Here is a 26,352-nt window from a genome sequence, read left to right as displayed (position 1 = left end):
AAAATGTGTACTAGAGATTGGATGAGTCTGATCAACTAATTATGCGGAATGGTATAAATACATTCAAAAATATCTTCAAGAAACCTATGATGTAAATTATGGCGTAAGAAATATTTACCGATTAATGAAAGAGTTAGACATTGTTTGGATAAATTATCGCTCTATGCACCCTAAGCAAAACTCAGTGGCTGCTTATACATGTTGAGTATCTAGAGCATCAAAGATCAACACGCCCTAATAACTTATTGGTTTTAGCATTTTAGAAAGAAGGGTTATTGATTAGAGCGAAGGTTAAATAATATTTAAAGTAAATATAACGTTTAAGTGTTGAATAATTAAATGTACTTGAGTTTTAAATAGTAATGTTGGAGGTGTATATTGTTTTATTCTATTTTTTATTCTCGATTTTGGCTATTAATATACTTGATACTATTTTGTGGTCCTATGAACTAATTTACTATTATATATTTAATATATATTAGCCTCTATCCTACTAATAATATCTATAACAATTATTTGTATCGAAACAATTTATTCTATGAAATGTTTTTCACTTTTATTCATTCAATTATTCAATAATAAAGAGTTTCCATGTTAATTCCTCAATATATGTACAGCTTATGAGTAGTAAAACGTTAGACCGTCGTACTTTTTTAGTTTTCTTCTCTGCGGTTTTCTTACCTATGTTTTTAGCTGCAGTAGATCTTACTATTTTAGCGACCGCAACACCGAGTATTGTCAGTGATCTTGGACAACTCCATTTATCATCATGGATAGCTATTGGCTATTTGCTCGCTACTGTTGCTTCTGTACCCGTTTACGGTTGGTTAGGTGATCGTTACGGTCGTCGTAATATTTTAATTTGGGCATTAGGTATTTTCTGTATTGGCTCAATTGTTGGTGCGTTGGCTAATAATATGTATGAAATGATTGTATCTCGCGTCATTCAAGGTATCGGCGGAGGCGGTTTAATGAGCCTTTCGCAAGCATTAATCGCTGAGTTAATACCTCCAAGACAACGAGCTAAATATCAAGGTTATTTTGCTTCAATGTTTGCTTGTGCAAGTATAGGGGGACCTGTGATAGGAGGAATAGTTGTAACTCATTATTCATGGCACTGGTTATTCTGGGCTAATATCCCATTAGCTTTAATTGCTGTGTGGCGTTTATTATGTTTAAAAGGAGATACTGTTCTGGAGAATAGAAATAGACCTATCGATCGTGTTGGTTTAATTGTTTTCCCTGTTTTATGCACTTTATTTCTTTATTGGATTTCTGTCGCAGGACAAGATTTTGAGTGGTGGTCATTGTCTAGTTTTAACTATTTATCTATTATATTATTATTAATTACTATTTTTTATCGAAATCAACTTCGTCATCCTACACCGTTTCTGCCAAATGAATTACTTAAAAACAGAGCCATTTACATTCCGCTAATTACTTCAATGTTATTTGCTGCTTGTATGTTTGCTTTAATATTTTTTATGCCTATTTATTTACAGTTAGGCTTAAAAACCAATGCCGCTACTTCTGGTCTACTATTACTTCCATTAACAATTGGACAAATATCAGGTGCTTTGATTAGTGGGCGTGTTATGGCTAGAACTGGTATTCCAAAGTACATCCCTGTAGTGGGAATGTCATTATCTACATGTGGTTTTATAGCTTTAGGTAGCTTTACACCGAATCCTATTTTAATTGGTTTATTGGGGATGCTTTGTGGCATTGGTTTTGGCACTGTAATGCCTACTACTCAATTAGTGATTCAGACTGTTGGGGGTAAGGCTAATGTAGGATCTGTTACCGCTTTAGCTTCTTTATGTCGTAATTTAGGGGCAGCCATTGGAACGGCTTTATTTGGCGTGCTTATTTATGCTTTATTACCTAGCTTTGATCATAATACGAGTATTGAAGTATTGATAAATGGGCCAAAGGAAGCGGTTATAACTGCTTTTCAAACGTCTTTTTATGTTGCTGCAATTATTGCCTTTTTAGCTGCTATTAATGCCGCTCGGGCACCTATTATTTCGCTTGGAAATGAATAAATTATTATAACTAATTTGTTTTTTATATATGGCGATATTACATAGAAGTATTAAATATTTAAGTCGTTAAAATATTATGCCTTTGAGCTTACTTTTATTGTTTATTTGAAGTCTATTTTTTGAATAAGCTTAGACATTATAAATCTATTTATAGTTCAATATACAATGTATTTTCATATTTTATGCATCTCTATTATTTGAATGTTTCAGACTTATTGTTGATATTTTAATAGTTATGTTTTATTGCTGTTTATTTACCTTCAATACTGCTGTTGCTGTTCTTTCTATATGTATGGGGGATAATAAATAGGTCGGAAAAAGGATTTTTAATAGTGTAATAAAATTACAATATCGATTTCTTTATTAAAATAAAGAGATCTATATCACTCTAATTAATTGTAATTGGAATTAATCGATAATTTTACGAGACATAAGTCTCTTTTGTGATATTTTCTCTCGCATAATAAATGTGATGAAAATCACTAATTCTGGTGAGTGAATTGTTTTAGATTAAATTTGTAGCAATAGTACATCCTATTTAAGTGACTTATGTATCAAAAGTAGCCCAGTAGCTGCCTTTTTAGTGATCATCTTCACATGAATTGTTGTTCTATTTTATATTTTTTTTTATGTGCTAAATTAATTGTATCAAACCAAACACGACCGCTTGCATAAGCTGTTAATTAACATTATTTATAACAAAAATGGACGGGGAAATAAAATGATATCATCCGAAGCAAAAATCAGAGTACAAAATTTTGGTAGATTTCTATCAAATATGGTTATGCCAAATATTGGGGCATTTATAGCATGGGGTTTTATTACTGCACTGTTTATCCCAACAGGTTGGTTCCCAAATGAAGGATTAGCAGCTTTAGTTGGTCCGATGATTAAATTTCTGCTTCCTTTATTAATTGGTTATACTGGTGGTAAGTTAATTGGTGGTGATCGTGGTGCTGTAGTTGGTGCGATTACAACAATGGGTGTTATCGTTGGTACTGAAATTCCAATGTTCCTAGGTGCTATGATAGTTGGTCCTTTAGGTGGCTACGCAATTAGCAAATTTGATAAAGCTGTTCACGGTAAAATTAAGAGCGGTTTTGAAATGCTGGTGAACAACTTCTCATCAGGTATTATTGGTATGATCTTAGCTATCATCTCTTACTACTTGATTGGTCCAGCTGTTAATGTACTTTCTGAAGGTTTAGCTGCAGGCGTAAATTTCTTAGTACAAGCAGGTCTATTACCGTTAACGTCTATTTTCGTAGAACCGGCTAAAATCTTATTCTTAAACAATGCGATTAACCACGGTATCTTCTCCCCGTTAGGTATCCAACAGTCTACTGAGTTAGGTCAATCAATATTCTTCCTAATTGAAGCAAATCCTGGTCCTGGTTTAGGTCTATTACTTGCTTACATGGTATTTGGTAAAGGTACTGCTAAGCAAACTGCTAGTGGCGCATCTATCATTCACTTCTTCGGTGGTATCCATGAGATTTACTTCCCATACGTGTTAATGAATCCTCGTCTAATTCTTGCTGTTATCGCAGGTGGTATGACCGGTGTGTTCACATTAACATTATTCAATGCAGGTCTTCTTTCTCCAGCATCTCCAGGTTCTATCTTTGCAATACTATTACTAACACCTAAAGCATCTCTAGTTGGTGTTGTGTTATCTGTTATTGCTTCTACATCTGTATCTTTCATTGTTGCTTCATTATTAATGAAAACACAAAAAGATTTAGGTGAAGATGAAGGTGATAAACTAGCTGAAGCTTCTAACCAAATGAAGAATCTTAAAAATGCACCAGCAGCTTCTGCCGCTCAAGGTAATGGCGATATCAACATGGCAAACGTCACTAAGATTATCGTTGCTTGTGATGCAGGTATGGGTTCTAGTGCAATGGGCGCAAGTCTATTAGCTAAAAAAGTAAAATCAGCAGGTCTAAACATTAGTGTTACTAACTGTGCTATCAATAACCTTCCAGGTGATGTTGATATTGTTATTACACACAAAGATTTAACGCCTCGTGCAATTAAACATGCTGGTCAAGCGAAACACTTATCTTTAACTAACTTTTTAGATAGCACGCTTTATGATGGACTAGTATCTGAATTATTAGCATCGTCTGACGCTCCAGTTGCTAACACTGCAAATGAAGTTGTTGAAGAAGAAGTGACAGCAAAACCTGTTTTTGAATTATCAGCTAAGAATATTCATTTAGGCTTAAAAGCTGAAAATAAAGAACAAGCTATTCAATTCGCTGGTGAGCAACTAGTTAAGCTTGGGTATGCTGAACCTGCTTACATTAAAGGTATGTTTGAACGCGAAAAATTAGTAACAACTTATCTTGGTGAGTCAATTGCTGTTCCACATGGTACAATTGAAGCTAAAGAAAGCGTAATCAAAACAGGTATTGTTGTATGCCAATATTCTGAAGGTGTTCTGTTCGGTGACGAAGCTGATGACATTGCTAAGCTAGTTATTGGTATTGCTGCTAAGAATGATGAACATATCAGTGTTATTACAACGATAACTAATGCGCTTGATGATCCAGAAGCTATCGAAACATTGATCAATAGTAAAGATGTTCAAAAAGTATTAAGTATATTAAGTTAATAGTAACTGGCTTAATTGAAACGCTGGTCTTTACCAGCGTTTTTTCGTTTAATATTATTTAAATAAGGATAAAACAATGAAATCAATTCATTTTGGCGCGGGCAACATTGGCCGTGGCTTTATCGGTAAATTACTAGCAGATGCTGGTGTTAAAGTGACTTTTGCTGATGTTGATGAGAAAGTTATTAATTTACTGAATACATTGAATACTTATAATGTAAAAGTCGTTGGTGCCGAATGTAAAACAGAAGTTGTTTCAGGTGTTGATGCAATCAACTCTACAAGTGATGAGTTAGTCGAATTAATTAGTAAAACTGATTTAATTACTACTGCAGTAGGCCCTAACGTTTTAGTTATTATTGCTAGTAAACTAGCACAAGGTCTAGCGTTGCGTTTTGATGCAAATAATGAGCAGTTTCTTAATATCATCGCATGTGAAAATATGATCCGTGGTACTACTTTTCTTAAAACGGAAGTTTATAAGCATTTAGATGAAAAATATCATGAAAAAGCAGAACGCCTAGTAGGCTTTGTTGATTCAGCTGTAGACCGTATTGTTCCTCCTTCAGAGTCAGATGATCCATTAGAAGTAACTGTTGAAAGCTTTAGCGAATGGATTGTTGATGAACAACAATTTAAAGGTGAAGTCCCTGTTATTGAAGGTATGCAAAAAACAGATAATTTGATGGCTTTTATCGAACGTAAATTATTCACGCTTAATACTGGTCACATTATGACGGCTTATTTAGGTGCTTTAGCTGGTCATGAAACAGTAAAAGATGCTATCGATGATGAGGCTATCTGTTCTCAGGTTAAACAAGCGATGCAAGAAAGTGGTGAAGTGTTAATTAATCGTTACGGTTTTGAACGTGATGCACATAACGCTTATATTGAAAAAATTATTGGTCGTTTTGCTAACCCATATCTTCACGATGAGATTGATCGTGTTGGCCGTCAACCAATTCGTAAGCTTGGTGAGAACGATCGTTTAGTTAAGCCTCTATTAGGTACTATTGAGTACGCTACTGCGAATGATATGTTATTGAAAGGTATTGCTGCTGCATTTAAATATAAAAACAGTGATGATCCACAAGCTATCGAATTACAAGCTTCTTTAGAAGAGATTGGCTTCTTAGCTACATTATCTAAATATACTGGTTTAGCAGTTAATAGTGACGAGGCTATTAAGATTGAAAAGCTATTCTTAGCTATGTCTTAAAAAATAGTTGTGCGATAACTTATCGCACAACCTAACCTAGCTGAAATTATGTCAAAAAAACTACAAGAAAATGAAATTTTAGAATATTTGAATGCGAGTCTTACTGCTCGTGGTTTTTTTATCTCTGCCGTTGATATTTTTGAACAGCTTATACAAACATTAATTGAACGTATTTTTTTGAAAAATGATTTTGCTGTTCAATCTGTTGTTGGTCCATTGTTACATGATTCAGGGCCTCTCGGTGAATTGTCTGTTCGTCTAAAGCTGTTATTTGGGCTTGGTGCAATACCTCATGTTATCTATCAAGATATTGAGGGTATGATTAAATTAAAAAGCTTATTAAACAATGACAGTGCAGAGTATCATTTTACTGATGCTCTGATTGCAGACACTATTAAAACATTACATTTATCTAAGAATATGAATATGGGTATTTTTGATTTAATCCCAGTTGCTCAAGATGATGTCGACTTAGTTTTTTATAAAATGCAATTAGATAGACAGCAGCAAGTTATTAAGTCATCTCTTGCGCTTGAGATTATCTCTATTTGTGAAGTGCTAAATAAAGAGAGCCCTTTTTAAAGTTTAATCATAAATAATGGGTTAGGTTGAAAGACTGCTTATATTTTTATAAAAAGCCTTTAATAAAAAAGCCCCTGATAATGTCATTATCAGGGGCTTTTTCGTGATTATAGTTTGTGATGCTATAAGTTATAAAATGTAGCGGGTTAAATCTTCATCTTTCACTATTTCATCTAACATATTAGCTACATAGGCTTCATCAATAGTAATAGACTGTCCTGAGCGCTCTGTCGCCTCATATGACAGTTCATCCATAATATGTTCCATCATAGTATGTAAACGGCGTGCACCGATGTTCTCAGTCGTTTCATTTACTTGCCATGCAGATTTCGCTATTTTGTTAATACCACATTCAGTAAAGTTAATAGAAACCCCTTCTGTGGCTAATAATGCTTGGTATTGTTCACTTAATGAAGCTTTAGGCTCAGTTAAAATGCGTGCTAAGTCCTCTTCTTTTAATGCTTCAAGTTCAACTCGAATCGGTAAACGACCTTGTAGCTCTGGAATTAAATCCGAAGGTTTTGCTACTTGGAATGCACCTGATGCGATAAATAACATGTGATCTGTTTTTACCATACCGTGTTTAGTACTAACGGTAGAGCCTTCAATCAATGGTAATAAGTCACGTTGTACGCCTTCTCGTGATACGTCAGGACCTGATGATTCACCGCGTTTACATATTTTATCTATTTCATCGATGAAAATAATACCGTTGTTTTCAGCTGCAAAAATAGCTTTTTCTTTTAAATCTTCTTGGTTAATGAGTTTCGATGCTTCTGATTCTATTAATGCTTTAATGGCATCTTTGATCTTCATGGTACGTTTTTTCGATTCACCTTTGTTGCCTAGGTTTTGAAACATGCCTTGAAGTTGGTTAGTCATCTCTTCCATACCAGGAGGCGCCATAATTTCTACGCCAATTTGTGGAGCTGGTACATCAATCTCAATGTCTTTATCATCAAGTTTACCTTCACGTAATTTTTTACGGAAAGATTGTCTTGCTGGTCCTTCTTCTATTACTTCAGTATTGTTTACATCCCATTCTGTCGCCGTTTTAGCTGGTGGAATAAGAATATCTAAAATACGGTCTTCAGCTAAATCTTCTGCTTTTGCAGTTACTTTTGCTAATTCTTGTTCTTTGGTTATTTTAATTGCAGCTTCAACTAAGTCTTTAATAATACTTTCAACTTCTTTACCTACATAACCTACTTCAGTAAATTTTGTTGCTTCTACTTTAATAAAAGGAGCGTTTGCTAATTTTGCTAAACGACGTGCAATTTCAGTTTTACCAACACCAGTCGGACCGATCATCAAAATGTTTTTCGGTGTCACTTCATGACGGATATCTTCACTTAACTGCATACGGCGCCAGCGATTACGTAATGCGATAGCAACAGCGCGTTTAGCTTTACTTTGGCCAATTATGTGGCGATCTAATTCATGCGCTATTTGTTGTGGAGTCATATTATTAGTCATGATAATTCCTATTTTGTTGTTGCTACATCAGCATCATAGTCGATACATTCAATTGTTTGATTGCTATTAGTGAATACGCAAATATTACCAGCAATGATTAATGCTTTTTCAACTATTTCTTGTGCTGACAATTCAGTATTCTCTAATAAAGCCATTGCAGCTGATTGTGCGAAATTACCACCTGAACCGATAGCAATTAAATCATTTTCAGGTCTAACTACATCACCATTACCAGTAATAATGTATGAATGTTTTTTATCTGCAACGGCTAATAAAGCTTCTAATTTCCTTAACATTCGATCAGTACGCCAATCTTTTGCTAGCTCTACTGCTGCTCGTTCTAAGTTACCTTGGTGAGCTTGTAGTTTTGCTTCAAAGCGCTCTAATAATGTAAAAGCATCAGCAGTGCCTCCTGCAAAACCTGCAATGACTTGATCGTTGTACAAGCGGTGTACTTTACGTGCATTACCTTTCATTACCGTGTTACCGAGTGATACCTGACCATCACCACCGATAACCACTTGATTACCGCGACGTACAGAAACAATAGTAGTCATATTGATACCTTTTTTGTTTGTTGAGTAAACGAAGATGCCAAGTTTATTGGCTTAATAATTATAAAATGGGGTAATTTTTATTGAATTCAAGGGGAAATAGATAAAGAAAAGGAGAACCTAAGTTCTCCTTTAATATTTGTTAACGCCAGAACCATATCTGACAACCATGAATTTTCGCTCGTTGTAATTTATGACGCTGTTTTTCTGCTAAGCGTTTACGGTCGTATGGACCTAATATTACGCGATACCAATTACCGGTTTTTTTAACCATACTTGTTAAACCTTGGAATGCAATTTTAGCTTTTAAAGATTCAGCGTCATCTTGATGTCTAAACGAACCACATTGCATCTGGTAAGGTTTGCTTGGCTTTGTATCTACCGGAATATCAACTTTAACTTCTTTAGTTTTTAATATGTCCACATAATCCCATTCTGGTTGTGGCATTTCTGGCAATACTTCTTCGGTTTTAACTGTGCTCTTCTTAGGTTTGATTTTTGCAGGTGGCTTTTCAACTGCAAAAACAAAGTAACTAATAAAAGCAATTAATAATAATGCAACAAAACAGGCAATATAAGGGAACCCTTGCTTGCTTTGTTTACGCTTATTATTTCTTTTTGCACCGCGTTTAGCAGGCTTTCTTCGTGTTACTCTTGCCATTATTACATGCGTTCCAATGTGTTAATGCCTAATAATGCTAAACCCTGCTGTAATGTTTTTGCTGTTAAGCCTGCTAATTTTAAACGGCTTTGTTTCTGAGTTTCATTTTCAGCAACTAAAATAGGGCAAGCTTCGTAAAAACTTGAGAATAAACCTGCAAGCTCAAATAAGTATGCACACAAGAAATGCGGTAGACCTTGTTTGCCTACTTGACTAACAATCTCATTGAATTGCATTAGTTTACTTGCTAAATCTTTCTCTTTTTCTTCAGTGAAAGTAACATCAGCAATAATACTGTCTATTTCAATACCAGCCTTATTAAAAATACTCGCTACTCGAGTGTAAGCATATAATAAATAAGGGGCTGTATTGCCTTCAAAACTTAGCATGCTGTCAAAACTAAAGGTGTAATCACTGGTACGGTTTTTTGATAAGTCAGCATATTTCACTGAAGCAATACCAACAATAGAAGCAATATGACGAAGTTCTTCTTCAGCCATATCTTTATTTTTCTCTTTTACTAGCTCGTAAGCGCGTTCTTCTGCTTCAGTTAATAAATCAGCTAATTTAGGAGTAGAGCCTGCACGTGTTTTGAAAGGTTTGCCATCTTCCCCCATTACAGTGCCAAATGGCATATGTTCAAGGGTCGTGCCTGCTTTAACAAAATCAGCTAAACGAGCTACTTCAAATACTTGTTGGAAGTGTAAGCCTTGGCGAGCATCTACAAAATATAATACTCGATCAGCATTTAATGTTGATTGGCGGTAACGGATAGCGGCTAAGTCCGATGTTGCATATAAGAAACCACCGTCTTTTTTCTTGATGATAACAGGAAGCGGCTCGCCTTCTTTATTTTTAAAGTTATCTAAGAAAACACATTTAGCACCTTGGCTTTCTTGCAATAAACCTTTGCTATCCAAGTCGCTTACCACAACAGATAAATCTTTGTTGTAAGCACTTTCGCCACGAACATCACTGATATTCAAGCTAACACCTAAACGCTCATAAGCTTCTTGGCAATGTGCAATACTGATGTCTTTAAATTCTTTCCATAATGTTAAGCATTCTTCATCGCCACTTTGTAATGCAACGACTAAGTCACGTGAACGGTTTGCAAATGCTTCTGATTCATCAAAACGACCTTTTGCAGCACGGTAAAAAACTTCTAAGTTCGCAAGGTTTTTATTAATCTCTTCGCCTTTTGCTCTGAGCTCTTCCATGTACGCTAACAACATGCCGAATTGAGTACCCCAATCGCCCACGTGATTTTGACGAATCACATTATGCCCTTGGAACGCTAATGTACGAGTGACTGAGTCACCTATAATTGTTGAACGTAAATGTCCAACATGCATTTCTTTTGCAAGGTTAGGAGATGAGTAATCGATAACAACGGTTTGTGGTGTCGCTGTTAATTCAACATTTAAACGAGAATCTGCGAATGCACTGTCTATTTGTTTTTCTAAATAGTTAGGATTAATAAAAAAGTTAATAAAACCAGGTCCTGCAATTTCAGTTTTAATGATCAATTCAGAAGTTGGTAAGTTTTTTACGATTAATTCAGCTAGTGCGCGTGGGTTCTGTTTGGCTGGTTTTGCTAGCATTAATGCAAGGTTATTTGCAAAATCGCCATGTGATTTGTCTTTAGTACGATCAATGGTGATACGAGGTTGAACATCAGCAGGTAAAATTTGTTGTTCTTGTAAAGAAACAACCGCTTGTTCAAGTAGATTCTGGATTAATGCTTTCATGTGTAACTCACCAATTGATTCGACAAATAAATTAGTAAGATTCTACCGTTTATCATTGGTGAAGACTAGCGAGTAAAGTAATAACAACGCTTAAAAGCTGAATATAAGAAAACTTTTAGCGTTAATCCTAACTTAATTTATAAGTAATCAAATTCATGACTTGCCATGACGACCTGATATAACATTTCTTCTTCGTGGCTAGTTAAGTTTTCAATGGCTGTTTCAGCTTCAAGAGTGAGGCTAGTGGTTGCAACAGCTTGCATTGCTTCAATTAATTGCATATCCAACTGTATTGCTAATGTCACGACGTTTTCTATCGATAATTCAGGTTTTAATTCTAATTCTCTGCAGCGTTGTGGGAAACTTTGATCGAAAAAATTATCTAACCAAGTATTTAATAAACTTAATGGAGCTTGTTTTACATATTGATGTAAATAGAGATATGTAATTTGTTCTTTATTTTTCATGTATTCTAATAGTAGTTTTACTTTTTCATCGTTTGCTTCAATACTTAATCGCTGATAAAGATCGGCCAAGGCTTCATGGCAATCTTCCATATAAAGTAAAAAGTCTTTAATCAGTTTTGAACGCATAATAAACTCCTTGATTCACTTTCCCTATTTTGATTAAAAAACAATCAGAATTGATTAAGCTTAGCGGTTTTTTATTACTACGGTTAATATTGATTATAAAATAATCAACTTATTAGAGGTGAGTCGTTATTTTGGAGGTTTTTTCTCGATATAAGGCACTTTGTTATTAGTTTTAAGGTGGTTTGGGTAGATATTTAATGATTATATTAAAAATTTAATACCTACCCGAGGTTTTTTAGCTGGGTTTATTGTTAGTTAAAATACGCCTTAAATAGCTTCTAAACGGGCATAAGTCGTCATTAACCACTTACTTCCAACGTCCATAAAGTGAACTTGTAAGCGACTATTTTCACCGCTACCTTCTTGTGCGGTAATCGTGCCTTCACCAAACTTAGCATGCATGACCTGCTGGCCTAACTTAAAGCCTTGAACATCTTGAGTGATTGCTAACTTAGGCTTTCTGATGACAGGCTCAGATCTACGAACTTTTGCTTGTATACGAATATAATCAACATTTTCTTCAGGTAATTCACTAATAAAGCGAGAGGGCGCATGGAATTTTTCTTGTCCGTACAAACGACGGCTTTCTGCATGACATAATGTTAATTTGATCATTGCTCGCGTTAAACCAACGTAACAGAGACGGCGCTCTTCAGCCATACGGGTTTCATCTGTTGCTGATTGTTGACCAGGAAACATGCCTTCCTCAACACCCACAATAAACACTTGCGGAAATTCCAGTCCTTTCGCTGCATGCATTGTCATTAACTGCACTGCATCTTCAAATTCATCTGCTTGGTTATCACCGGACTCTAAAGCGGCATAAGCTAAAAAGGCGGTTAACTCTTCCATTTCTTGCTCTTCTTCTGGAATGACAAAAGCTTTTGTGGCTGATACTAACTCTTGTAAGTTTTCTATACGGCTGCGAGATTTTTCCCCTTTTTCTGCTTCGAACATCGCCACTAAACCTGAATGTTGGGTGATGTGATCGACCATTTGAAATAGAGGTAATTCCGACGTTTCATTTTTAAAACGATTAATTAATGCTAAGAACCCGCTTAATGAGCTTTTAGCTGCAGGACTTAGTTGATTATTTTCAATTAGATACTGACTTGCTTGCCATAAAGTATAACCTTGTTCTCGCGCGCAAATTCTTATTTTATCTAAGCTTGTGTTACCAATTTTACGTTTCGGTTTATTGACAATACGTTCGAACGCAGCATCATCTTGATGATTATTCATTAAACGTAAGTAGGCGATACTATCTTTAATTTCTAAACGGTCGAAGAAACGTTGGCCACCATAGATGTGATAAGGAATTTGCTGCGCCATTAGCTGTTCTTCAAACAGTCGAGATTGTGCGTTGCTACGATATAAAATCGCACACTCACTGAGTTTATTACCCGCATTTTTCCATGTTTGTAATTGGCTTGTTACATATCGAACTTCGTCGTAGTCATTAAACGCACTATAGATAGAGATTGGCTCTCCATCTTCACCATCCGTCCAGAGCTCTTTACCTAAACGGTCGCTGTTATTTTGAATTAGTTTATTTGATGCTTTTAGAATATTGCCCGTCGAACGATAGTTTTGCTCTAATCGAATAGTGACAGGAGATTCTTTTTCTTTTAAGAAACGTTGTATATTTTCAACGTCTGCACCACGCCAGCCATAAATAGATTGGTCATCATCGCCGACAATGGTGAGATAATTTTTGTTGTCAGTTAACAACACTAACCAAGCATATTGTAATTTATTAGTATCTTGGAATTCGTCTACTAAGACATGCTGAAAGCGCTGTTGATAGTGTAATAGTAAGGCTGCATTATTAAGCAATAACTCATGAGCTCGTAATAATAATTCTGCGAAATCAACTAAACCAGCTAATTGGCAAGCCGCCTCATAAGCTTGATAAACTTGTAAGCGTTGCTTGTCTTGTACACCAAAACCAGGGTCGATATGTTTTGAGCGTAACCCTTCATCTTTTTTATCGTTGATGTACCACTGTAATTCTTTTGGTGGGTAGTATTTTTCATCTAATCCTAAGCTTTTGATAATACGTTTCACCATTTTTTGCTGGTCGTCACTATCAATGATCTGAAATTGCTCTGGTAAGTTAGCTTCTTGATGATGTAAACGTAATAAACGATGTGCAATACCGTGGAAAGTACCTATCCACATACTACCAATCTGCTGCGGACAAATATCGGCAATACGTCCTCGCATCTCTTTAGCGGCTTTATTGGTAAAGGTAACCGCTAAAATGCCATAGGTTGGAATATGATTAACTTGCATTAAATAAGCGATTCTATGGGTTAAAACACGTGTTTTACCACTGCCTGCCCCAGCTAAGACCAGCATATTTTGTTCTGGTGCTGAAACGGCTGCGCGTTGATGATCATTTAAACCATCGAGAAGGTAAGATACGTCCATAAGAAATGCCTGTTTATTTATTCAGTAGATAAGAACTATACCGAAACATAAGATAAATGTGAATGATCGATATTTCGGGATAGTTTGCATTAAAGGTTTGATGTTTGATTATAACAGTTTCAATAAATGTTTAAGATCTGATACTTCAATCGTGGGTAATAGCTTTGCTTTATCAAGTTGCTTTGCTTTTGGATTAAACCAAACTGCTTGTGCATTATTATTTTGTGCACCGTAAACATCGGTTAGTAGGTGATCACCAATATGTAATAGATCTTCTATCGCTATATCTAGCTCTAATGCTGCTTGTTGAAATAATGCAATATCTGGTTTGCTGTTAAAACCGTTACCGGCTTTTAATACAAATTGAAATGCATCATCTAGCCCGATTTTTTTGATATCAACATTACCATTGGTGATAGCAACAACAGGGTAGTGCAAAGCAAGCTCTTTTAATAACAGCATACTTTCTGGTGGAACCGTAAAGTCACTGCGTAACTGTAGAAATTTTTGCAATGCGCGTTCAGCGTATTTAATGGCATTGACCATTGAAATACCGTAAACCACCATCACGCGTTTAATTATTTCTTTACGCCATAATGAAACGTCATGTTGTAACGCTGGATTTTCTTTTATCAGTAGGTTTTTATAGAGATTCCACTTTCTTGCGTCTAGTTGCTCAAGCTCTTGATACGTTGATGTTAAATAAACAAGGAAATCGGCTTCTGCCTTTTTGATGACCGGATGGTTATCATATAATGTGTCGTCTAAATCAAAGCTAATGGCTTTAAAAGGACGTAATGATTTATAAAATTTCATCTGCTTTCCAATACGGTTATTTTTTACGTTTAGCGCGAGGGTGGGCTTTATCATACACCTCTGCTAAATGTTGAAAATCTAAATGGGTATAAATTTGGGTAGTGGCGAGATCGGCATGACCTAATAATGTTTGTACTGCTCGCAAGTTACCACTTGATTCAAGCATATGTGTTGCAAAAGAGTGTCGCAACTTATGTGGATTTACGTGGCTGGGTAACGATTGCGCTAACCCCCATTTTTCCATGCGCATTTGTACACTACGAGTAGAAATTCGTTTCTTTTGTTTAGATAAAAATAAAGCCTTTTCACCTTCTTCTGCAAAATCAGGTCTGATCTTTAACCATAATGTAATGGTTTCTACTGCACTTTTAGTAATGGGTAATAAGCGTTGTTTACTGCCTTTACCGGTGACCATTACCTCTTTTTCTGACAGTTTAATATCTTTTAAGTTAATGCCTACTAACTCACTTAGGCGCAAGCCAGAAGAATACATTAACTCCATCATGCAATGATCTCGAATAGTTAGTGGATCATCACCATCAATATCTAATAACTGGTCCATATCGTCTACACTGATGTTTTTAGGCAATGGTTTGTCTAATTTAGGCGCAGAAACGCCTTTTGCTGGATTAAAACTGAGTTGGTCATTTTTAACCAAGTATTCAAGAAAAGAGCGAAGTGCAGAAAGCTTAGTCGCGATAGATCTCGCTTTAATACCGTTTTGATGTAATTGCTTTGCCAATAAACGTACTTGATGTGTATCTAATTCTTGCCATGTCAGTATATCTTGAGCTTCTAATAACGCGATAAATTCATTGAGGTGACGTTGGTAATTAATGATAGTGACAGGGCTTAAACCACGTTGGCTAGCAATATGCGATAAATATCGTTGAGTATCAGGTAATAATGGATTCATGTTAAATCCTAGATAGAAAAAATGCAGCGATAATCTGCTGATCAACGCTGCATTTTAAAGTCTATGGTTAATAAATTTATGTTTAATAACGCTATAGTTAATAAATAGAGCTACATGGTAAATGACTATTAAGTAAAATGTTATACTTGAATTTGACCATCAAATACAAATTCAGCTGAACCACTCATACGTACGCTTTGTCCTGGTTGCCAGAAGAAACGTAATTCACCACCTGGCAACTCAATACGACAATGTGTATCTAGTTTACCTTGCAGTTGGCCAACAACGGCAGCAGCACAAGCTCCGGTACCACAAGCTAATGTTTCACCAACACCACGCTCCCAAACACGTAACTTAGCAAACCCTCGGTCAACTATTTGTAAGAAGCCAACATTTACTTTATTTGGAAAACGTTCATGTACTTCTAGTAATGGGCCTAGCGTTTCAACAGGTGCCGTATCGATATCATCAACTAAGATAACACAATGTGGATTTCCCATTGAAACAACACCGCATAATACCGTGTGGTCTTCAACACGTAGAATATAGGTTTTTTCTTCTTTTTGAGCTTCAAAAGGGACTTTTGTGGGCTCTAAAACAGGTTTACCCATATCAACAATGATATTACCATCTTGTTCTATCTTAAGTTGGATTTTACCTTTTGCAGTACTCACGTTAATCACGCGTTTATGCGTTAACCCTTTTAATTTCACAAAACGTGCAAAACAACGAGCACCGTTGCCACACTGTTCTACTTCACTACCATCTGCATTGAAAATACGGTAATGAAAATCTAAATCAGGGTCATAAGGCGGTTCAACCATTAATAATTGATCGAAGCCTATGCCAAAGTTACGATCTGCTAATTTGCAGATCATTTCTTTAGATAGAAATACATTTTGCGTGACATTGTTAATGACCATAAAGTCATTTCCTAAACCATGCATTTTTGAAAACTCAATATTCATCTTAGTTCAACTTTTACCAACAAAACTTATTAGAATAGGGAGCTAATACTCCCTGATATACAGTGTAAGTATTAACTAAGGTAGAACATGCTCGCCACGCCATAGTTCAATGTGTTTCTCACGTTGGCGTACAACAAATGCTTTATCACCATCAACCATTATTTCAGCAGGGCGACAACGAGAGTTATAGTTTGAGCTCATTGTTGCACCGTAAGCGCCGGCACTACGAATTGCTAAGTAATCGCCTTCAGCAACTGTTAATGGGCGGTCTTTACCTAAAAAATCACCCGTTTCACAAATAGGGCCTACAATATCGTAAACACGACTTGGACGTGTCTCAGGATCGTTTAATTTGTTATTAAGCGGAATGATATTTTGCCATGCACTGTACAAAGCTGGACGGATTAAATCATTCATTGCGGCATCAACGATGGCAAAGTTCTTATGATCATTTAATTTTAAGAACTCAATCTTCGTCACTAAAATACCTGCATTTGCCATGATTGCACGACCTGGTTCGAAAATAAGTTTTAATTTACGACCGTTCATGCGTTCAATTATAGCTTGCATGTATTCAGCTGGTTGAGGTGGCTTTTCACCATTATATGGAACGCCTAAGCCGCCACCTAAATCAAGGTGCTTAATAGTAATACCTTCCGTTGCTAGGGTATCGATTAAGCCAAGTAGTTTATCTAGTGCTTCTAAAAAAGGTTCGATTTCAGTTAATTGTGAACCGATATGACAATCTACACCTTTTACATCTAAAAATGGTAGTTCATTTGCTACTTTATAAACGGCAGATGCTTGTTCAATTTCGATACCAAACTTATTTTCTTTTAAACCAGTAGAAATATAAGGGTGAGTACCAGCATCAATATTAGGATTAATACGTATTGAAATAGGGGCTTTTTTATTCAAACAGCCAGCCACTTCATTAATGCGATGTAACTCTGAAATCGATTCAACGTTAAAGCAATGAATACCAGCTTGTAATGCAGTTGATATTTCTATTTCTGTTTTACCTACACCAGAGAAAACAACTTTCTTAGGATCGCCGCCTGCTTGGATTACACGTAATAGTTCACCAACAGAAACGATATCAAAACCAGAACCCAATCGAGCCATTAGGTTTAATACACCTAAGTTTGAGTTTGCTTTAACGGCGTAACAAATGAGGTGTGGATGTGCACCAGCAGCTTGATCAAATGCTTTCCAGTGACGTTCAATAGTTGCACGAGAATAAATATAAGCAGGCGTACCTGATTTTTTAATAATGTCTTCAATTGCAGTGTCTTCTACTAATAGACGACCATCGCTATGGTAATTAAAATGATCCAATTTTAAATCCTTTTGTTAATTCTGTCGTTTTTGGTTATTGTCACAGCCTTCGGTAATGCCTTATTGTGAAGTACTTAAGGCATCCGTTACTTCTTCTTCAGCTATGTTACTCTGTTGTTTTTGTATTTTTTCTTTTGCTGGCGCTGGTGGTGTTTCTCTATAAAGCGATCCACTCATGCCACAACCAGCCAATAAACTTGAAAAAATCAGGACTATTAGCGATAAATTAAGATTTTTCATACCTTATCCTAGTCAAATGTTTTTAGCCCTCTATAATCGCATTTCATCGTTAAAAAGCAAAGGAGAAGTAAATGACCGATAGCGAATTTCTTGAATTAGCAGATTTGTTGTATCAGAAAATTGAAGATAACATCGAAGATTCAGAAGCTGATATAGATTCTGACCAAAATGGTGCTTTGTTAACGTTAGAGTTTGAAAACAGAACGAAGTTAATTATTAACCGTCAGCAACCATTGCATCAAGTGTGGTTAGCGACATTAGAAAATGGCCATCATTATGATTATAAAGATGGATTATGGATTGATGATAGAAGTGGAGATGAGTTTTTAAGCTTTTTATCTGCGGCAATTACTAAACAATCAGGTGAAAAAATCACTTTTAAATAATCGACATTAAAAGAGCGTCAATTCTGCTCTCATTTCAATGACTAACAGCAAAATGGTAAATGAATATGTTTAAGTTATTTGTGCTATACCCATTTATTTTATTGGTATGTTTTTGGTTAGCAAGTGATGTTGAATTAAAAACGTCATTAAGTGAACTCGAAGAAAGTAGTTTATTTATTCACTTTCCTAAAGAAAGCTTACGTTCTGAAGGTGCTGAACCATGGATTGATTTCTATTGGGACGCTGATCATGAGTCAATCGATATTGCAGCATAAAATACAGGGAGCAAAATGAATACAGTTGTTTTTCCAGGATCTTTTGACCCAATCACCAATGGTCACCTTGATTTAATCACTCGTGCGAGCCATTTAGCTGAGCGTGTTATCGTCGCGGTGGCGATAAACAATAGTAAAAATCCTTTTTTTGATTTACAAGAAAGATGCGAACTAGTGTCAGAAGCAACAAAAGATATCAAAGGGGTAGAGGTTATTCCTTTTGAAGGCTTATTAGCTGAGTTTGCTAAAACGCATCAAGCACAAGCTTTAATTCGTGGGATTCGAGGTGCGACGGATACTGATTATGAAATTCAGCTTTCACAGGTTAACCATACATTAAACCCACAGCTTGAAACTATTTTATTACCTGCTCATGCGCGAACTGCTTTTATATCGTCAACGATCGTTAAAGAAGTGTTTAAACATCAGGGTGATATTAGTTTGTTAGCACCAGACTGTGTCAAACAGGCTTTTATAAAAAAACAGTAAGTTTCTACTGCTTGTTTATAGTGCGATTAACGTTGGCAATGCGAGCAATAAACACTATTTCTCGCCGCTAATTTGACCGATGTTAATGGCTCTTTACAGCTTGGGCATAACTCGCCTGTTTTACCATAGACATGTAATGTTTGTTGAAAGTAACCGGGTTTACCATCACCACCTACAAAATCCTTTAATGTCGTACCGCCTTGTTTGATTGCCTCAGTTAGAGTTTCTTTAATCGCGTCAACTAACAATTGATAACGTTTTAAATTAATATTGTTGGCAGCTCGGATAGGGCTTATGCCTGCTTTAAATAAAGCTTCAGTCGCGTAGATATTACCAACACCAGTCACCACTTTTTGTTCCATAATGAACTGCTTTACAGGCAATTTTCTATTTTTTGCTTGTACATAAAGCATTTCTGCGGTGAATTCATCGGATAATGGTTCTGGCCCTAAAATACTTAATAAAGAGCTATCTTCTGGCGAGTCACCTAACCATAAAATGGCACCGAAGCGTCTTGGATCTGTGTAACGTAATAAGCAATGCTCAAACTGCAAATCAACATGATCATGTTTTTGCGCTGGCGTGTTTAATTCACAAATCCGCAAACTGCCAGACATACCGAGATGAATCAATAAGGTGCCACTTTCAAAACGTAATAAAAGATATTTAGCTCGGCGATCAATATTTAATAGCACTTGGTCTTTTATTAAAGCTAATAGATTTTCTGGAATAGGCCAACGTAATTGGTGGTGACGGAGTATTACATTGCTTACTTTTTGATTAACAATATGTGGACTAATACCACGACGGCTTGTTTCTACCTCTGGTAGTTCTGGCATATTTATCTCGTTGTAGACTTAAATTAATGAATCACCATATCGTAATTGTGAAAATTAGTTAACTGAGTTTTTGAATTAGATAAATAGGGTCATTATTTAATGCAGTGCTTATCTTCCTAAAAAAGAAGTTAGTTTTTCTGTTGGTAATGATAAAAAAGTATTTTCATTAACTTGTAAAACATATTGGTCATTTTGTTGCTGGTGGAGCTGTACAATGATCGGTTGAACTTGCTCTGTCACAAAAAACTTAAGGATAAAGTCAGATGTTGGTAAATTCTGCACCGTTAAGGTATCTAGAGGGACTGTTTGCCAGTTATTAATAATCTGCTGGAGGTTATTATTTGAAAGCCCTACACTAGGTTTACTTTGCCAATTTCGGCCTACTCGGGTTATGACGTAATCTGGTGTTTCTATTTCTACAATCGTTAAATTGGATGAGATAACGGTACGTTGTGGAATAGTAGAAGATAAACGGAATTGCTGACTAAAGTTAAAAATAAAGATGATGAGCAATACGCCAAAAATAAGCACATTGTTCCAACCTCTTTTGGATAAACGCATAGTAACTCCTTTTTCTTCAGGCATAAAAAAACCCAGTATAAACTGGGTTTTTTAAAAGGTTAAATCAAAATTACTTGATCTTGCCTTCTTTGTAGATTACGTGTTTGCGTACTACAGGATCAAACTTTTTGATTTCAAACTTTTCAGGCATGTTCTTTTTATTTTTATCAGTAGTATAAAAATGACCAGTACCAGCGCTTGAATTTAAACGAATTTTATCACGCATTTTTAAGCTCCTTAAACTTTAACGCCATTAGCACGGATATCAGCCAAAACTGAATCAATACCTTTTTTGTCGATGATACGCATACCTTTAGTAGTTAGGCGTAATTTAACAAAACGGTTCTCACTCTCAACCCAAAAACGGTGTGTTTGTAGGTTAGGTAAGAAACGACGTCGTGTACGGTTCTTTGCGTGTGATACATTGTTACCAACAGCTGGACGCTTGCCTGTAACTTGACATACTCTAGACATGTCGAAATTCTCCAAAAATATTAGTTTTACTCGAGCAAAATAGTCGAACACCTTTTTTAGCCGTCGCCAAAGGCGTCGAGGGCGCATTTTATACATGATTGAGATTAAAAGATCAACAATTCTGACAATAAATGCTTTAAATCCACCCTTTTTCCGCAAATGAGGTGTATTTTCCATCACCAATGATGAAATGGTCTAATATTTTAACATCAATTAATTGCAGTGTATTCACAAGTTTTTCAGTAATATTTCTATCTGACTGGCTAGCCGTTGGATCACCTGAAGGATGATTATGAACAAGGATAATTGCAGCGGCATTTTCTTGTAATATTTTTTGAACTATTACTCTTGGGTGAACGCTTGCAGAGTTAATTGTGCCAAAGAAAAATTCATGGAAGCGAATAACACGATGTTGGCTATCTAATAATAAGCCTGCAAATACTTCATAGGGATAATCGCGCATCTTTGCACTTAAAAACTCTTGAGTTTGTGTCGCACTTGTTAGTGGGTCACCTTTCATTAATGGCTCTTGTAAATAACGTCGAGACATTTCTAATACCGCTTGTAATTGCACATATTTTGCTTGGCCTAATCCTTTGTGCAAACAAAAATCACTTTCACTGGCAGAAAAAAGGGATCGTAATGACCCAAAGTCGATTAATAATTGCCGAGACAAGGTAACTACATCGATGCCTTTGCAGCCTGTTCGTAAAAAAATAGCCAATAATTCGCTATCAGTTAAACTGTTAGCGCCATGTTGAATTAGCTTTTCACGTGGCCTTTCTTGTTTCGGCCATTGTTTTATTGATGCCAAACTAGACCTCCTTAAACAAACTATAGAACTTTAAATCTAGTTGAAGTTGTACATATTGCGTAACTTTTTTGTGTTATTGTAACTTCCTTTTTTTTATCAACCTTTTTGAGAAGCTTATGTTGCCAATATTACCCCTCGAAGGGAAAAAGATACTTTTAGGTGTTTGTGGTGGTATTGCTGCCTATAAAAGCGCTGAATTAACGCGTCGTTTAATGGATCAAGGAGCGCAGGTTCGTATTGTTATGACTGCCTCTGCAAAGCAATTCATCACTCCTTTAACAATGCAGGCTGTTTCTGGCCATGTTATTTATGATGACTTACTGGATCCACAAGCTGAAGCTGGAATGGGACATATTGAATTGGCTAAATGGGCTGATTTAATCTTAATTGCACCTGCTACTGCTAATGCCATTGCTCGTTTACGTGCAGGGATGGCTGACGAGTTACTAACAACATTATGTTTAGCAACACCTTCACCTATTGCGATTGCACCTGCAATGAATCAACAAATGTACCTCGCACCAGCGACACAAGATAATTTAACAGTATTAAAAGATCGTGGCATATTAATTTGGGGGCCTGCTCAAGGTATTCAAGCCTGTGGTGACATTGGTCCAGGAAGGTTATTAGAAGTGCCTGACTTAGTTAAATTAAGTTGTGAATTCTTTGCTCCAACTGATCAATCGTTAGCTGGTATTAATGTTGTTATCACGGCTGGACCTACCCAAGAGGCAATAGACCCTGTACGTTACATTAGCAATCATAGCTCTGGTAAAATGGGTTTTTCATTAGCTAATGCGGCATTAAGTATGGGCGCTAACGTTACCGTGATTGCAGGACCTGTGAACTTAACCTTGCCTACGACGATTAAACGTTTGAATGTGAAAAGTGCTCGCGAAATGCATCAAGCTGCATTGGATTCGCTTCCGATGACAGATATATTTATTGCTTGTGCTGCTGTTGCTGACTATCGCGCAGAGGAAGTTCATAGCGAAAAAATGAAAAAGAAAGCAGATACGGATTCAATTACATTAACCTTAGTAAAAAATCCAGATATTATTGCCGATGTCGCTAATGCGAGTAATCGACCTTTTTGTGTTGGGTTTGCAGCAGAAACCAATGATGTTGAAGCTTATGCATTAGGTAAGTTAAAACGTAAAAACTTAGATTTAATTGCTGCAAATGATGTTTCGGTTGGTGGTCAAGGGTTTAATAGTGAAAATAATGCGTTAACCGTTTTTGCTAAAGATAAGCGCTTTGATATTGGATTAAATAATAAAAAAGAAGTTGCTACTCAGTTACTTAAAATAATATCTCAACAGTATGAAATGCGTTCTTAGAGCCATATTAATGTAATAACTTAAGTTTAAAGTTATCGGCTTTAGGGTCGATAGCAAACTTCTATTACCCGAAGATATAAATTTGAAAGTATAAACTCTTTTTAATAAGAGAGAATACTTTAAATAAGCATTTACATTAACTTCAGAGGATCGATAATCATCAATATTCTGAACAATCAATTAATTTTGATTGGATGATATCTTTCAAAAATACAACGTGGAGAGGGCGGTTTTGAGTACTCAGAAAAACAATAATGATAACAAAGGAAGTTATTGAAATGGTTGTAAAAAACACCAAAAATAAAGTAAATCGCAAGGATGATATCTTAAGTGCTCTAGCTATTATGTTAGAAGGAAAACCAGGACAACGAATAACAACAGCTAAATTAGCTGCAGAAGTGGGCGTTTCAGAGGCTGCTTTATATCGTCATTTTCCAAGCAAAGCACGTATGTTTGAAGGCTTGATAGATTTTACTGAAACCACTATATTTAGTCATATTAATGTCATTAAAGAGCAGCAGAAAGATACTTTTGTTCGAATAGAACATATCGTGCATTTTTTATTAGGTTTTTCTGAGCAAAATCCAGGGATCACCCGTATTTTAAGTGGCGATGCATTAGTCGGTGAGAATGAAAGGTTACAACTGCGTATCGAACATGTTTTTTCTAAGTTAGAAACACAGATTAAACAAACCTTGCGCGAACGCCCAATTTCAGATGGTCAAAAATTTGAAATGGATGAAGGTATATTAGCTAATTTATTATTAGCTTACATCGAAGGTCGAATGGCTCAATTTGTTCGCTCTCAGTTTAAACAAAAACCAACACTGCACTTTAAAAGCCAATGGATATTTTTTTATAAGCAACTAACACAAAGCTAATTTATTAAAGGGGTTAGAATATGTCGAAAGAAGAAAGTGCAGCCTCCGCTGTTACTAACGTTATTGAGCAAAATGTAGATGTACTTAACGATAGTGTGAAATGGCTTTCAGAGAATCAAGATTTAATTATTAGTTATAGTATGAATATTATATTTGCTATTGCTACCTTGATAGTCGGTATGATGGTGGCTCGTTTTATTGCCGGTACTCTACATAAAGTATTAACAAAACGTAAATTAGATAACACCATAATCGATTTTGTTTCACATATGGTTCGCTACGTTATTATTGCGTTTGTTATTATTGCCGCATTAGGTCGAATTGGGGTCGAAACGACCTCTTTTGTTGCCATTATTGGTGCTGCAGGTTTAGCGGTTGGTCTTGCATTACAAGGTTCTCTATCTAACTTTGCATCAGGTGTATTAATCATTGCTTTGCGTCCTTTTAAAGCGGGTGAATATATAGAAGCAGCCGGTACTGCTGGCACTGTTGAATCAGTGCAAATTTTTTCAACTACCTTAACAACGCCAGATAATAAATTTGTAGTTGTACCTAACTCAGCTATTTTGGGTGGTAATATTGTTAACTACTCTCGTAAACCTACTCGTCGTATCGATTTAATTATTGGAGTGAGTTACAACGCAGATTTAGCGAAAACAAAAGCCGTATTAGAAGCAGTGCTTAAAGCAAATGACGGTATTTTAAAGTCGCCTGAGCCATTAGTTGCTGTTGCTGAATTAGCTGATTCAAGTGTTAACTTAGTGGTTCGTCCATGGGTTAATGGCCCTGATTATTGGCGTGTTCGCTTTGAATTAATGGAAGCCATTAAAAATGATTTAGATGAAGCAGGTATCGAAATTCCATTCCCACAAATGGATATCCATATGAATAAATAACTTTTGGTTATTTATTCATCTTTAAAAACCAATCTTTAGGTTGGTTTTTTTATATTTTTTATCTGTGAGATAACAATTTTTCTATCAAAACATGATGTAGATTCAATTTATTTTTTTGTTTTGATTTTAAAAAACACACTATTTTCATTCCAAATAAGTCTGTTTTTTTATTTAAAATCAAATGGATAGATGTAGTTTTATTTGGCAATTAGTTGTTTGTATCTAAGGTTTCACATTTATCATATAATGTGGATTGATTCTTATATTTGAAGAGAAATTATGCATAACCCATTCATACAGATTGCAGGCTCAAAGCGCAGTCTACATGTGCAAGTTGCACGTGAAATCGCGCGAAAAATATTATCTGGTGAAGCGGCTCAGAATGAGATCATTCCTAGTGAAATGGTGTTATGTCAGCAATTCAGTGTTAGTCGAACTGCGTTACGAGAAGCTATTAAATTATTAACATCAAAAGGTTTATTGGAATCTAAACCAAAAGTTGGGACGCGTGTTAAAAGTCGTGACAACTGGAATTTTTTAGATGCACAGTTATTAGATTGGGTTATCGATCTAGGTGATAATGCAATTGTTTACCAAGAGTTTCTAGCATTACGTAAAGCAATTGAACCAGAGGCAGCAGCATTAGCAGCAAAAAATGCCACTGCACAACAAAGAATTTTATTATCTGCTACTTTCCAACAAATGGATTATGTGTCTAAAAACTTCGATGCTGCAAAGTGGATGGAAGTGGATATGGAATTTCATCGTCTTGTCTTTTTATCAACAGGTAATAGCTTTTATTTACCTTTTGCTAATGTGTTATGTACTATGTTTAAAAGCTTTATTAGCCACTCTTCTGAAAAAGGTGGTACTTGTATCGGTGAGCATCGCGCAATTTATTCTGCGATTATGGCCGGTGATGCAGAGAAAGCACGTGAAGCTAATATTACTTTGCTAGCAAATACAAACCATCGTTTACCTACTAGTAACTAATTAAATTACTTAGTTATCAATAGTTAAAAGGAAGGCCGTTGTCAGTAATTTACTGGCAACGGCCTTTTTGTTTTTCGCTATTGTAAAGCAATAAAGTCTAATTAAGCCTTTTGTAGAACCAGAACCATAAAGGCTTAATTTATACCAATCACACTAATTAACTGATCTATTTTACTGGTTAAAATAACTTAT

At 35.8% G+C, this 26,352-nt stretch carries 28 protein-coding genes; 12 read left to right on the top strand and 16 right to left on the bottom strand.

Translation table 11 applies throughout. The annotated features are described in order from the left end of the window. The first annotated feature begins 61 nt into the window (after positions 1 to 61). The 5 genes from V6255_RS19365 to V6255_RS16640 all read left to right on the top strand — a co-directional run bounded on the left by V6255_RS19365 (position 62) and on the right by V6255_RS16640 (position 6,466). On the top strand, positions 62 to 205 hold the full coding sequence (locus V6255_RS19365; RefSeq protein ID WP_425355941.1) for a winged helix-turn-helix domain-containing protein: 144 nt from the start codon (positions 62 to 64) through the stop codon (positions 203 to 205). 415 nt (positions 206 to 620) lie between these two features. After that, positions 621 to 2,045 carry an MDR family MFS transporter gene (locus V6255_RS16655; RefSeq protein WP_341629158.1) on the top strand — a complete coding sequence of 475 codons (1,425 nt, stop codon included), beginning with the start codon at positions 621 to 623 and terminating at the stop codon, positions 2,043 to 2,045. Between the two features lie 721 nt (positions 2,046 to 2,766). Beyond that, positions 2,767 to 4,665, top strand: coding sequence for a PTS mannitol transporter subunit IICBA (locus V6255_RS16650; RefSeq protein ID WP_341629157.1), 1,899 nt, complete (start codon positions 2,767 to 2,769; stop codon positions 4,663 to 4,665). A gap of 76 nt (positions 4,666 to 4,741) precedes the next feature. Continuing rightward, positions 4,742 to 5,884: a mannitol-1-phosphate 5-dehydrogenase gene (locus V6255_RS16645; protein WP_160064838.1), complete on the top strand. Its 1,143-nt coding sequence runs from the start codon at positions 4,742 to 4,744 to the stop codon at positions 5,882 to 5,884. 48 nt (positions 5,885 to 5,932) lie between these two features. Further along, complete coding sequence (locus V6255_RS16640) at positions 5,933 to 6,466, top strand: MltR family transcriptional regulator (protein ID WP_341629156.1); 534 nt, start codon at positions 5,933 to 5,935, stop codon at positions 6,464 to 6,466. A gap of 129 nt (positions 6,467 to 6,595) precedes the next feature. On the opposite strand, the gene hslU is transcribed toward V6255_RS16640, so the two are convergent. The 11 genes from hslU to V6255_RS16585 form a co-directional block, all read right to left on the bottom strand. Then, on the bottom strand, positions 6,596 to 7,942 hold the full coding sequence (gene hslU, locus V6255_RS16635; RefSeq protein WP_341629155.1) for an ATP-dependent protease ATPase subunit HslU: 1,347 nt from the start codon (positions 7,940 to 7,942) through the stop codon (positions 6,596 to 6,598). A gap of 8 nt (positions 7,943 to 7,950) precedes the next feature. Continuing rightward, entirely contained in the window at positions 7,951 to 8,499 is a 549-nt protein-coding gene (gene hslV / locus V6255_RS16630; protein WP_341629154.1) for an ATP-dependent protease subunit HslV, read from the bottom strand. A 139-nt stretch (positions 8,500 to 8,638) separates the two neighbouring features. After that, complete coding sequence (locus V6255_RS16625; RefSeq protein ID WP_160064846.1) at positions 8,639 to 9,157, bottom strand: SPOR domain-containing protein; 519 nt, start codon at positions 9,155 to 9,157, stop codon at positions 8,639 to 8,641. Positions 9,158 to 9,159: 2 nt separating this feature from the next. Next, the gene (gene argS / locus V6255_RS16620) at positions 9,160 to 10,908 is read right to left on the bottom strand and encodes an arginine--tRNA ligase (protein WP_341629153.1); all 1,749 of its coding nucleotides are present in this window, start codon (positions 10,906 to 10,908) and stop codon (positions 9,160 to 9,162) included. Positions 10,909 to 11,045: 137 nt separating this feature from the next. After that, a complete protein-coding gene (locus tag V6255_RS16615) occupies positions 11,046 to 11,501 on the bottom strand; it encodes a hypothetical protein (protein WP_341629152.1) in 456 nt (151 codons plus the stop codon). Between the two features lie 267 nt (positions 11,502 to 11,768). Then, positions 11,769 to 13,934 carry a DNA helicase II gene (uvrD, locus tag V6255_RS16610; protein ID WP_341629151.1) on the bottom strand — a complete coding sequence of 722 codons (2,166 nt, stop codon included), beginning with the start codon at positions 13,932 to 13,934 and terminating at the stop codon, positions 11,769 to 11,771. Positions 13,935 to 14,042: 108 nt separating this feature from the next. Continuing rightward, positions 14,043 to 14,750, bottom strand: a complete 708-nt coding sequence (locus V6255_RS16605) for an HAD-IA family hydrolase (protein ID WP_341629150.1) — start codon at positions 14,748 to 14,750, stop codon at positions 14,043 to 14,045. A 16-nt stretch (positions 14,751 to 14,766) separates the two neighbouring features. Further along, positions 14,767 to 15,666 (bottom strand): tyrosine recombinase XerC, encoded by a 900-nt coding sequence (gene xerC / locus V6255_RS16600; protein ID WP_341629149.1) that lies wholly within the window; start codon positions 15,664 to 15,666, stop codon positions 14,767 to 14,769. Positions 15,667 to 15,806: 140 nt separating this feature from the next. Then, the gene (gene dapF, locus V6255_RS16595) at positions 15,807 to 16,634 is read right to left on the bottom strand and encodes a diaminopimelate epimerase (protein ID WP_341629148.1); all 828 of its coding nucleotides are present in this window, start codon (positions 16,632 to 16,634) and stop codon (positions 15,807 to 15,809) included. Between the two features lie 75 nt (positions 16,635 to 16,709). Further along, positions 16,710 to 17,972, bottom strand: coding sequence for a diaminopimelate decarboxylase (gene lysA, locus V6255_RS16590; RefSeq protein WP_160064860.1), 1,263 nt, complete (start codon positions 17,970 to 17,972; stop codon positions 16,710 to 16,712). Positions 17,973 to 18,032: 60 nt separating this feature from the next. Beyond that, on the bottom strand, positions 18,033 to 18,212 hold the full coding sequence (locus tag V6255_RS16585) for a lipoprotein (RefSeq protein ID WP_341629147.1): 180 nt from the start codon (positions 18,210 to 18,212) through the stop codon (positions 18,033 to 18,035). Between the two features lie 71 nt (positions 18,213 to 18,283). On the opposite strand from V6255_RS16585, the gene cyaY reads away from it, so the two are divergent. From cyaY to coaD, 3 genes are all read left to right on the top strand, one after another. Next, on the top strand, positions 18,284 to 18,598 hold the full coding sequence (gene cyaY, locus V6255_RS16580; RefSeq protein ID WP_341629146.1) for an iron donor protein CyaY: 315 nt from the start codon (positions 18,284 to 18,286) through the stop codon (positions 18,596 to 18,598). 65 nt (positions 18,599 to 18,663) lie between these two features. Beyond that, positions 18,664 to 18,873: a hypothetical protein gene (locus V6255_RS16575; RefSeq protein ID WP_341629145.1), complete on the top strand. Its 210-nt coding sequence runs from the start codon at positions 18,664 to 18,666 to the stop codon at positions 18,871 to 18,873. Between the two features lie 15 nt (positions 18,874 to 18,888). Then, positions 18,889 to 19,362: a pantetheine-phosphate adenylyltransferase gene (gene coaD / locus V6255_RS16570; RefSeq protein WP_341629144.1), complete on the top strand. Its 474-nt coding sequence runs from the start codon at positions 18,889 to 18,891 to the stop codon at positions 19,360 to 19,362. Positions 19,363 to 19,388: 26 nt separating this feature from the next. Here the strand turns inward: coaD and mutM are convergent, their stop codons facing one another. The 5 genes from mutM to radC form a co-directional block, all read right to left on the bottom strand. Next, the gene (gene mutM / locus V6255_RS16565) at positions 19,389 to 20,201 is read right to left on the bottom strand and encodes a bifunctional DNA-formamidopyrimidine glycosylase/DNA-(apurinic or apyrimidinic site) lyase (RefSeq protein WP_341629143.1); all 813 of its coding nucleotides are present in this window, start codon (positions 20,199 to 20,201) and stop codon (positions 19,389 to 19,391) included. A gap of 108 nt (positions 20,202 to 20,309) precedes the next feature. Beyond that, positions 20,310 to 20,762 (bottom strand): hypothetical protein, encoded by a 453-nt coding sequence (locus V6255_RS16560; RefSeq protein WP_341629142.1) that lies wholly within the window; start codon positions 20,760 to 20,762, stop codon positions 20,310 to 20,312. A gap of 70 nt (positions 20,763 to 20,832) precedes the next feature. After that, complete coding sequence (gene rpmG / locus V6255_RS16555; RefSeq protein ID WP_025562982.1) at positions 20,833 to 20,988, bottom strand: 50S ribosomal protein L33; 156 nt, start codon at positions 20,986 to 20,988, stop codon at positions 20,833 to 20,835. A gap of 11 nt (positions 20,989 to 20,999) precedes the next feature. Next, positions 21,000 to 21,236 carry a 50S ribosomal protein L28 gene (gene rpmB, locus V6255_RS16550; protein WP_025562983.1) on the bottom strand — a complete coding sequence of 79 codons (237 nt, stop codon included), beginning with the start codon at positions 21,234 to 21,236 and terminating at the stop codon, positions 21,000 to 21,002. 136 nt (positions 21,237 to 21,372) lie between these two features. Continuing rightward, entirely contained in the window at positions 21,373 to 22,050 is a 678-nt protein-coding gene (gene radC, locus V6255_RS16545; protein WP_341629141.1) for a RadC family protein, read from the bottom strand. A 116-nt stretch (positions 22,051 to 22,166) separates the two neighbouring features. Between radC and coaBC the strand changes: the two genes are divergently transcribed. The 4 genes from coaBC to V6255_RS16525 all read left to right on the top strand — a co-directional run bounded on the left by coaBC (position 22,167) and on the right by V6255_RS16525 (position 26,160). Continuing rightward, entirely contained in the window at positions 22,167 to 23,390 is a 1,224-nt protein-coding gene (gene coaBC / locus V6255_RS16540) for a bifunctional phosphopantothenoylcysteine decarboxylase/phosphopantothenate--cysteine ligase CoaBC (protein ID WP_341629140.1), read from the top strand. Positions 23,391 to 23,668: 278 nt separating this feature from the next. Then, positions 23,669 to 24,271: a nucleoid occlusion factor SlmA gene (gene slmA / locus V6255_RS16535; protein ID WP_341629139.1), complete on the top strand. Its 603-nt coding sequence runs from the start codon at positions 23,669 to 23,671 to the stop codon at positions 24,269 to 24,271. A 20-nt stretch (positions 24,272 to 24,291) separates the two neighbouring features. Next, positions 24,292 to 25,167, top strand: coding sequence for a small-conductance mechanosensitive channel MscS (gene mscS, locus V6255_RS16530; RefSeq protein WP_341629138.1), 876 nt, complete (start codon positions 24,292 to 24,294; stop codon positions 25,165 to 25,167). Between the two features lie 279 nt (positions 25,168 to 25,446). Then, complete coding sequence (locus V6255_RS16525) at positions 25,447 to 26,160, top strand: FadR/GntR family transcriptional regulator (protein ID WP_341629137.1); 714 nt, start codon at positions 25,447 to 25,449, stop codon at positions 26,158 to 26,160. Positions 26,161 to 26,352 lie beyond the last annotated feature (192 nt).

It is taken from the genome of Psychromonas arctica (assembly GCF_038155225.1).
Taxonomy (GTDB): domain Bacteria; phylum Pseudomonadota; class Gammaproteobacteria; order Enterobacterales; family Psychromonadaceae; genus Psychromonas; species Psychromonas arctica_B.
This window is presented reverse-complemented; position numbering and strand designations above follow the sequence as displayed.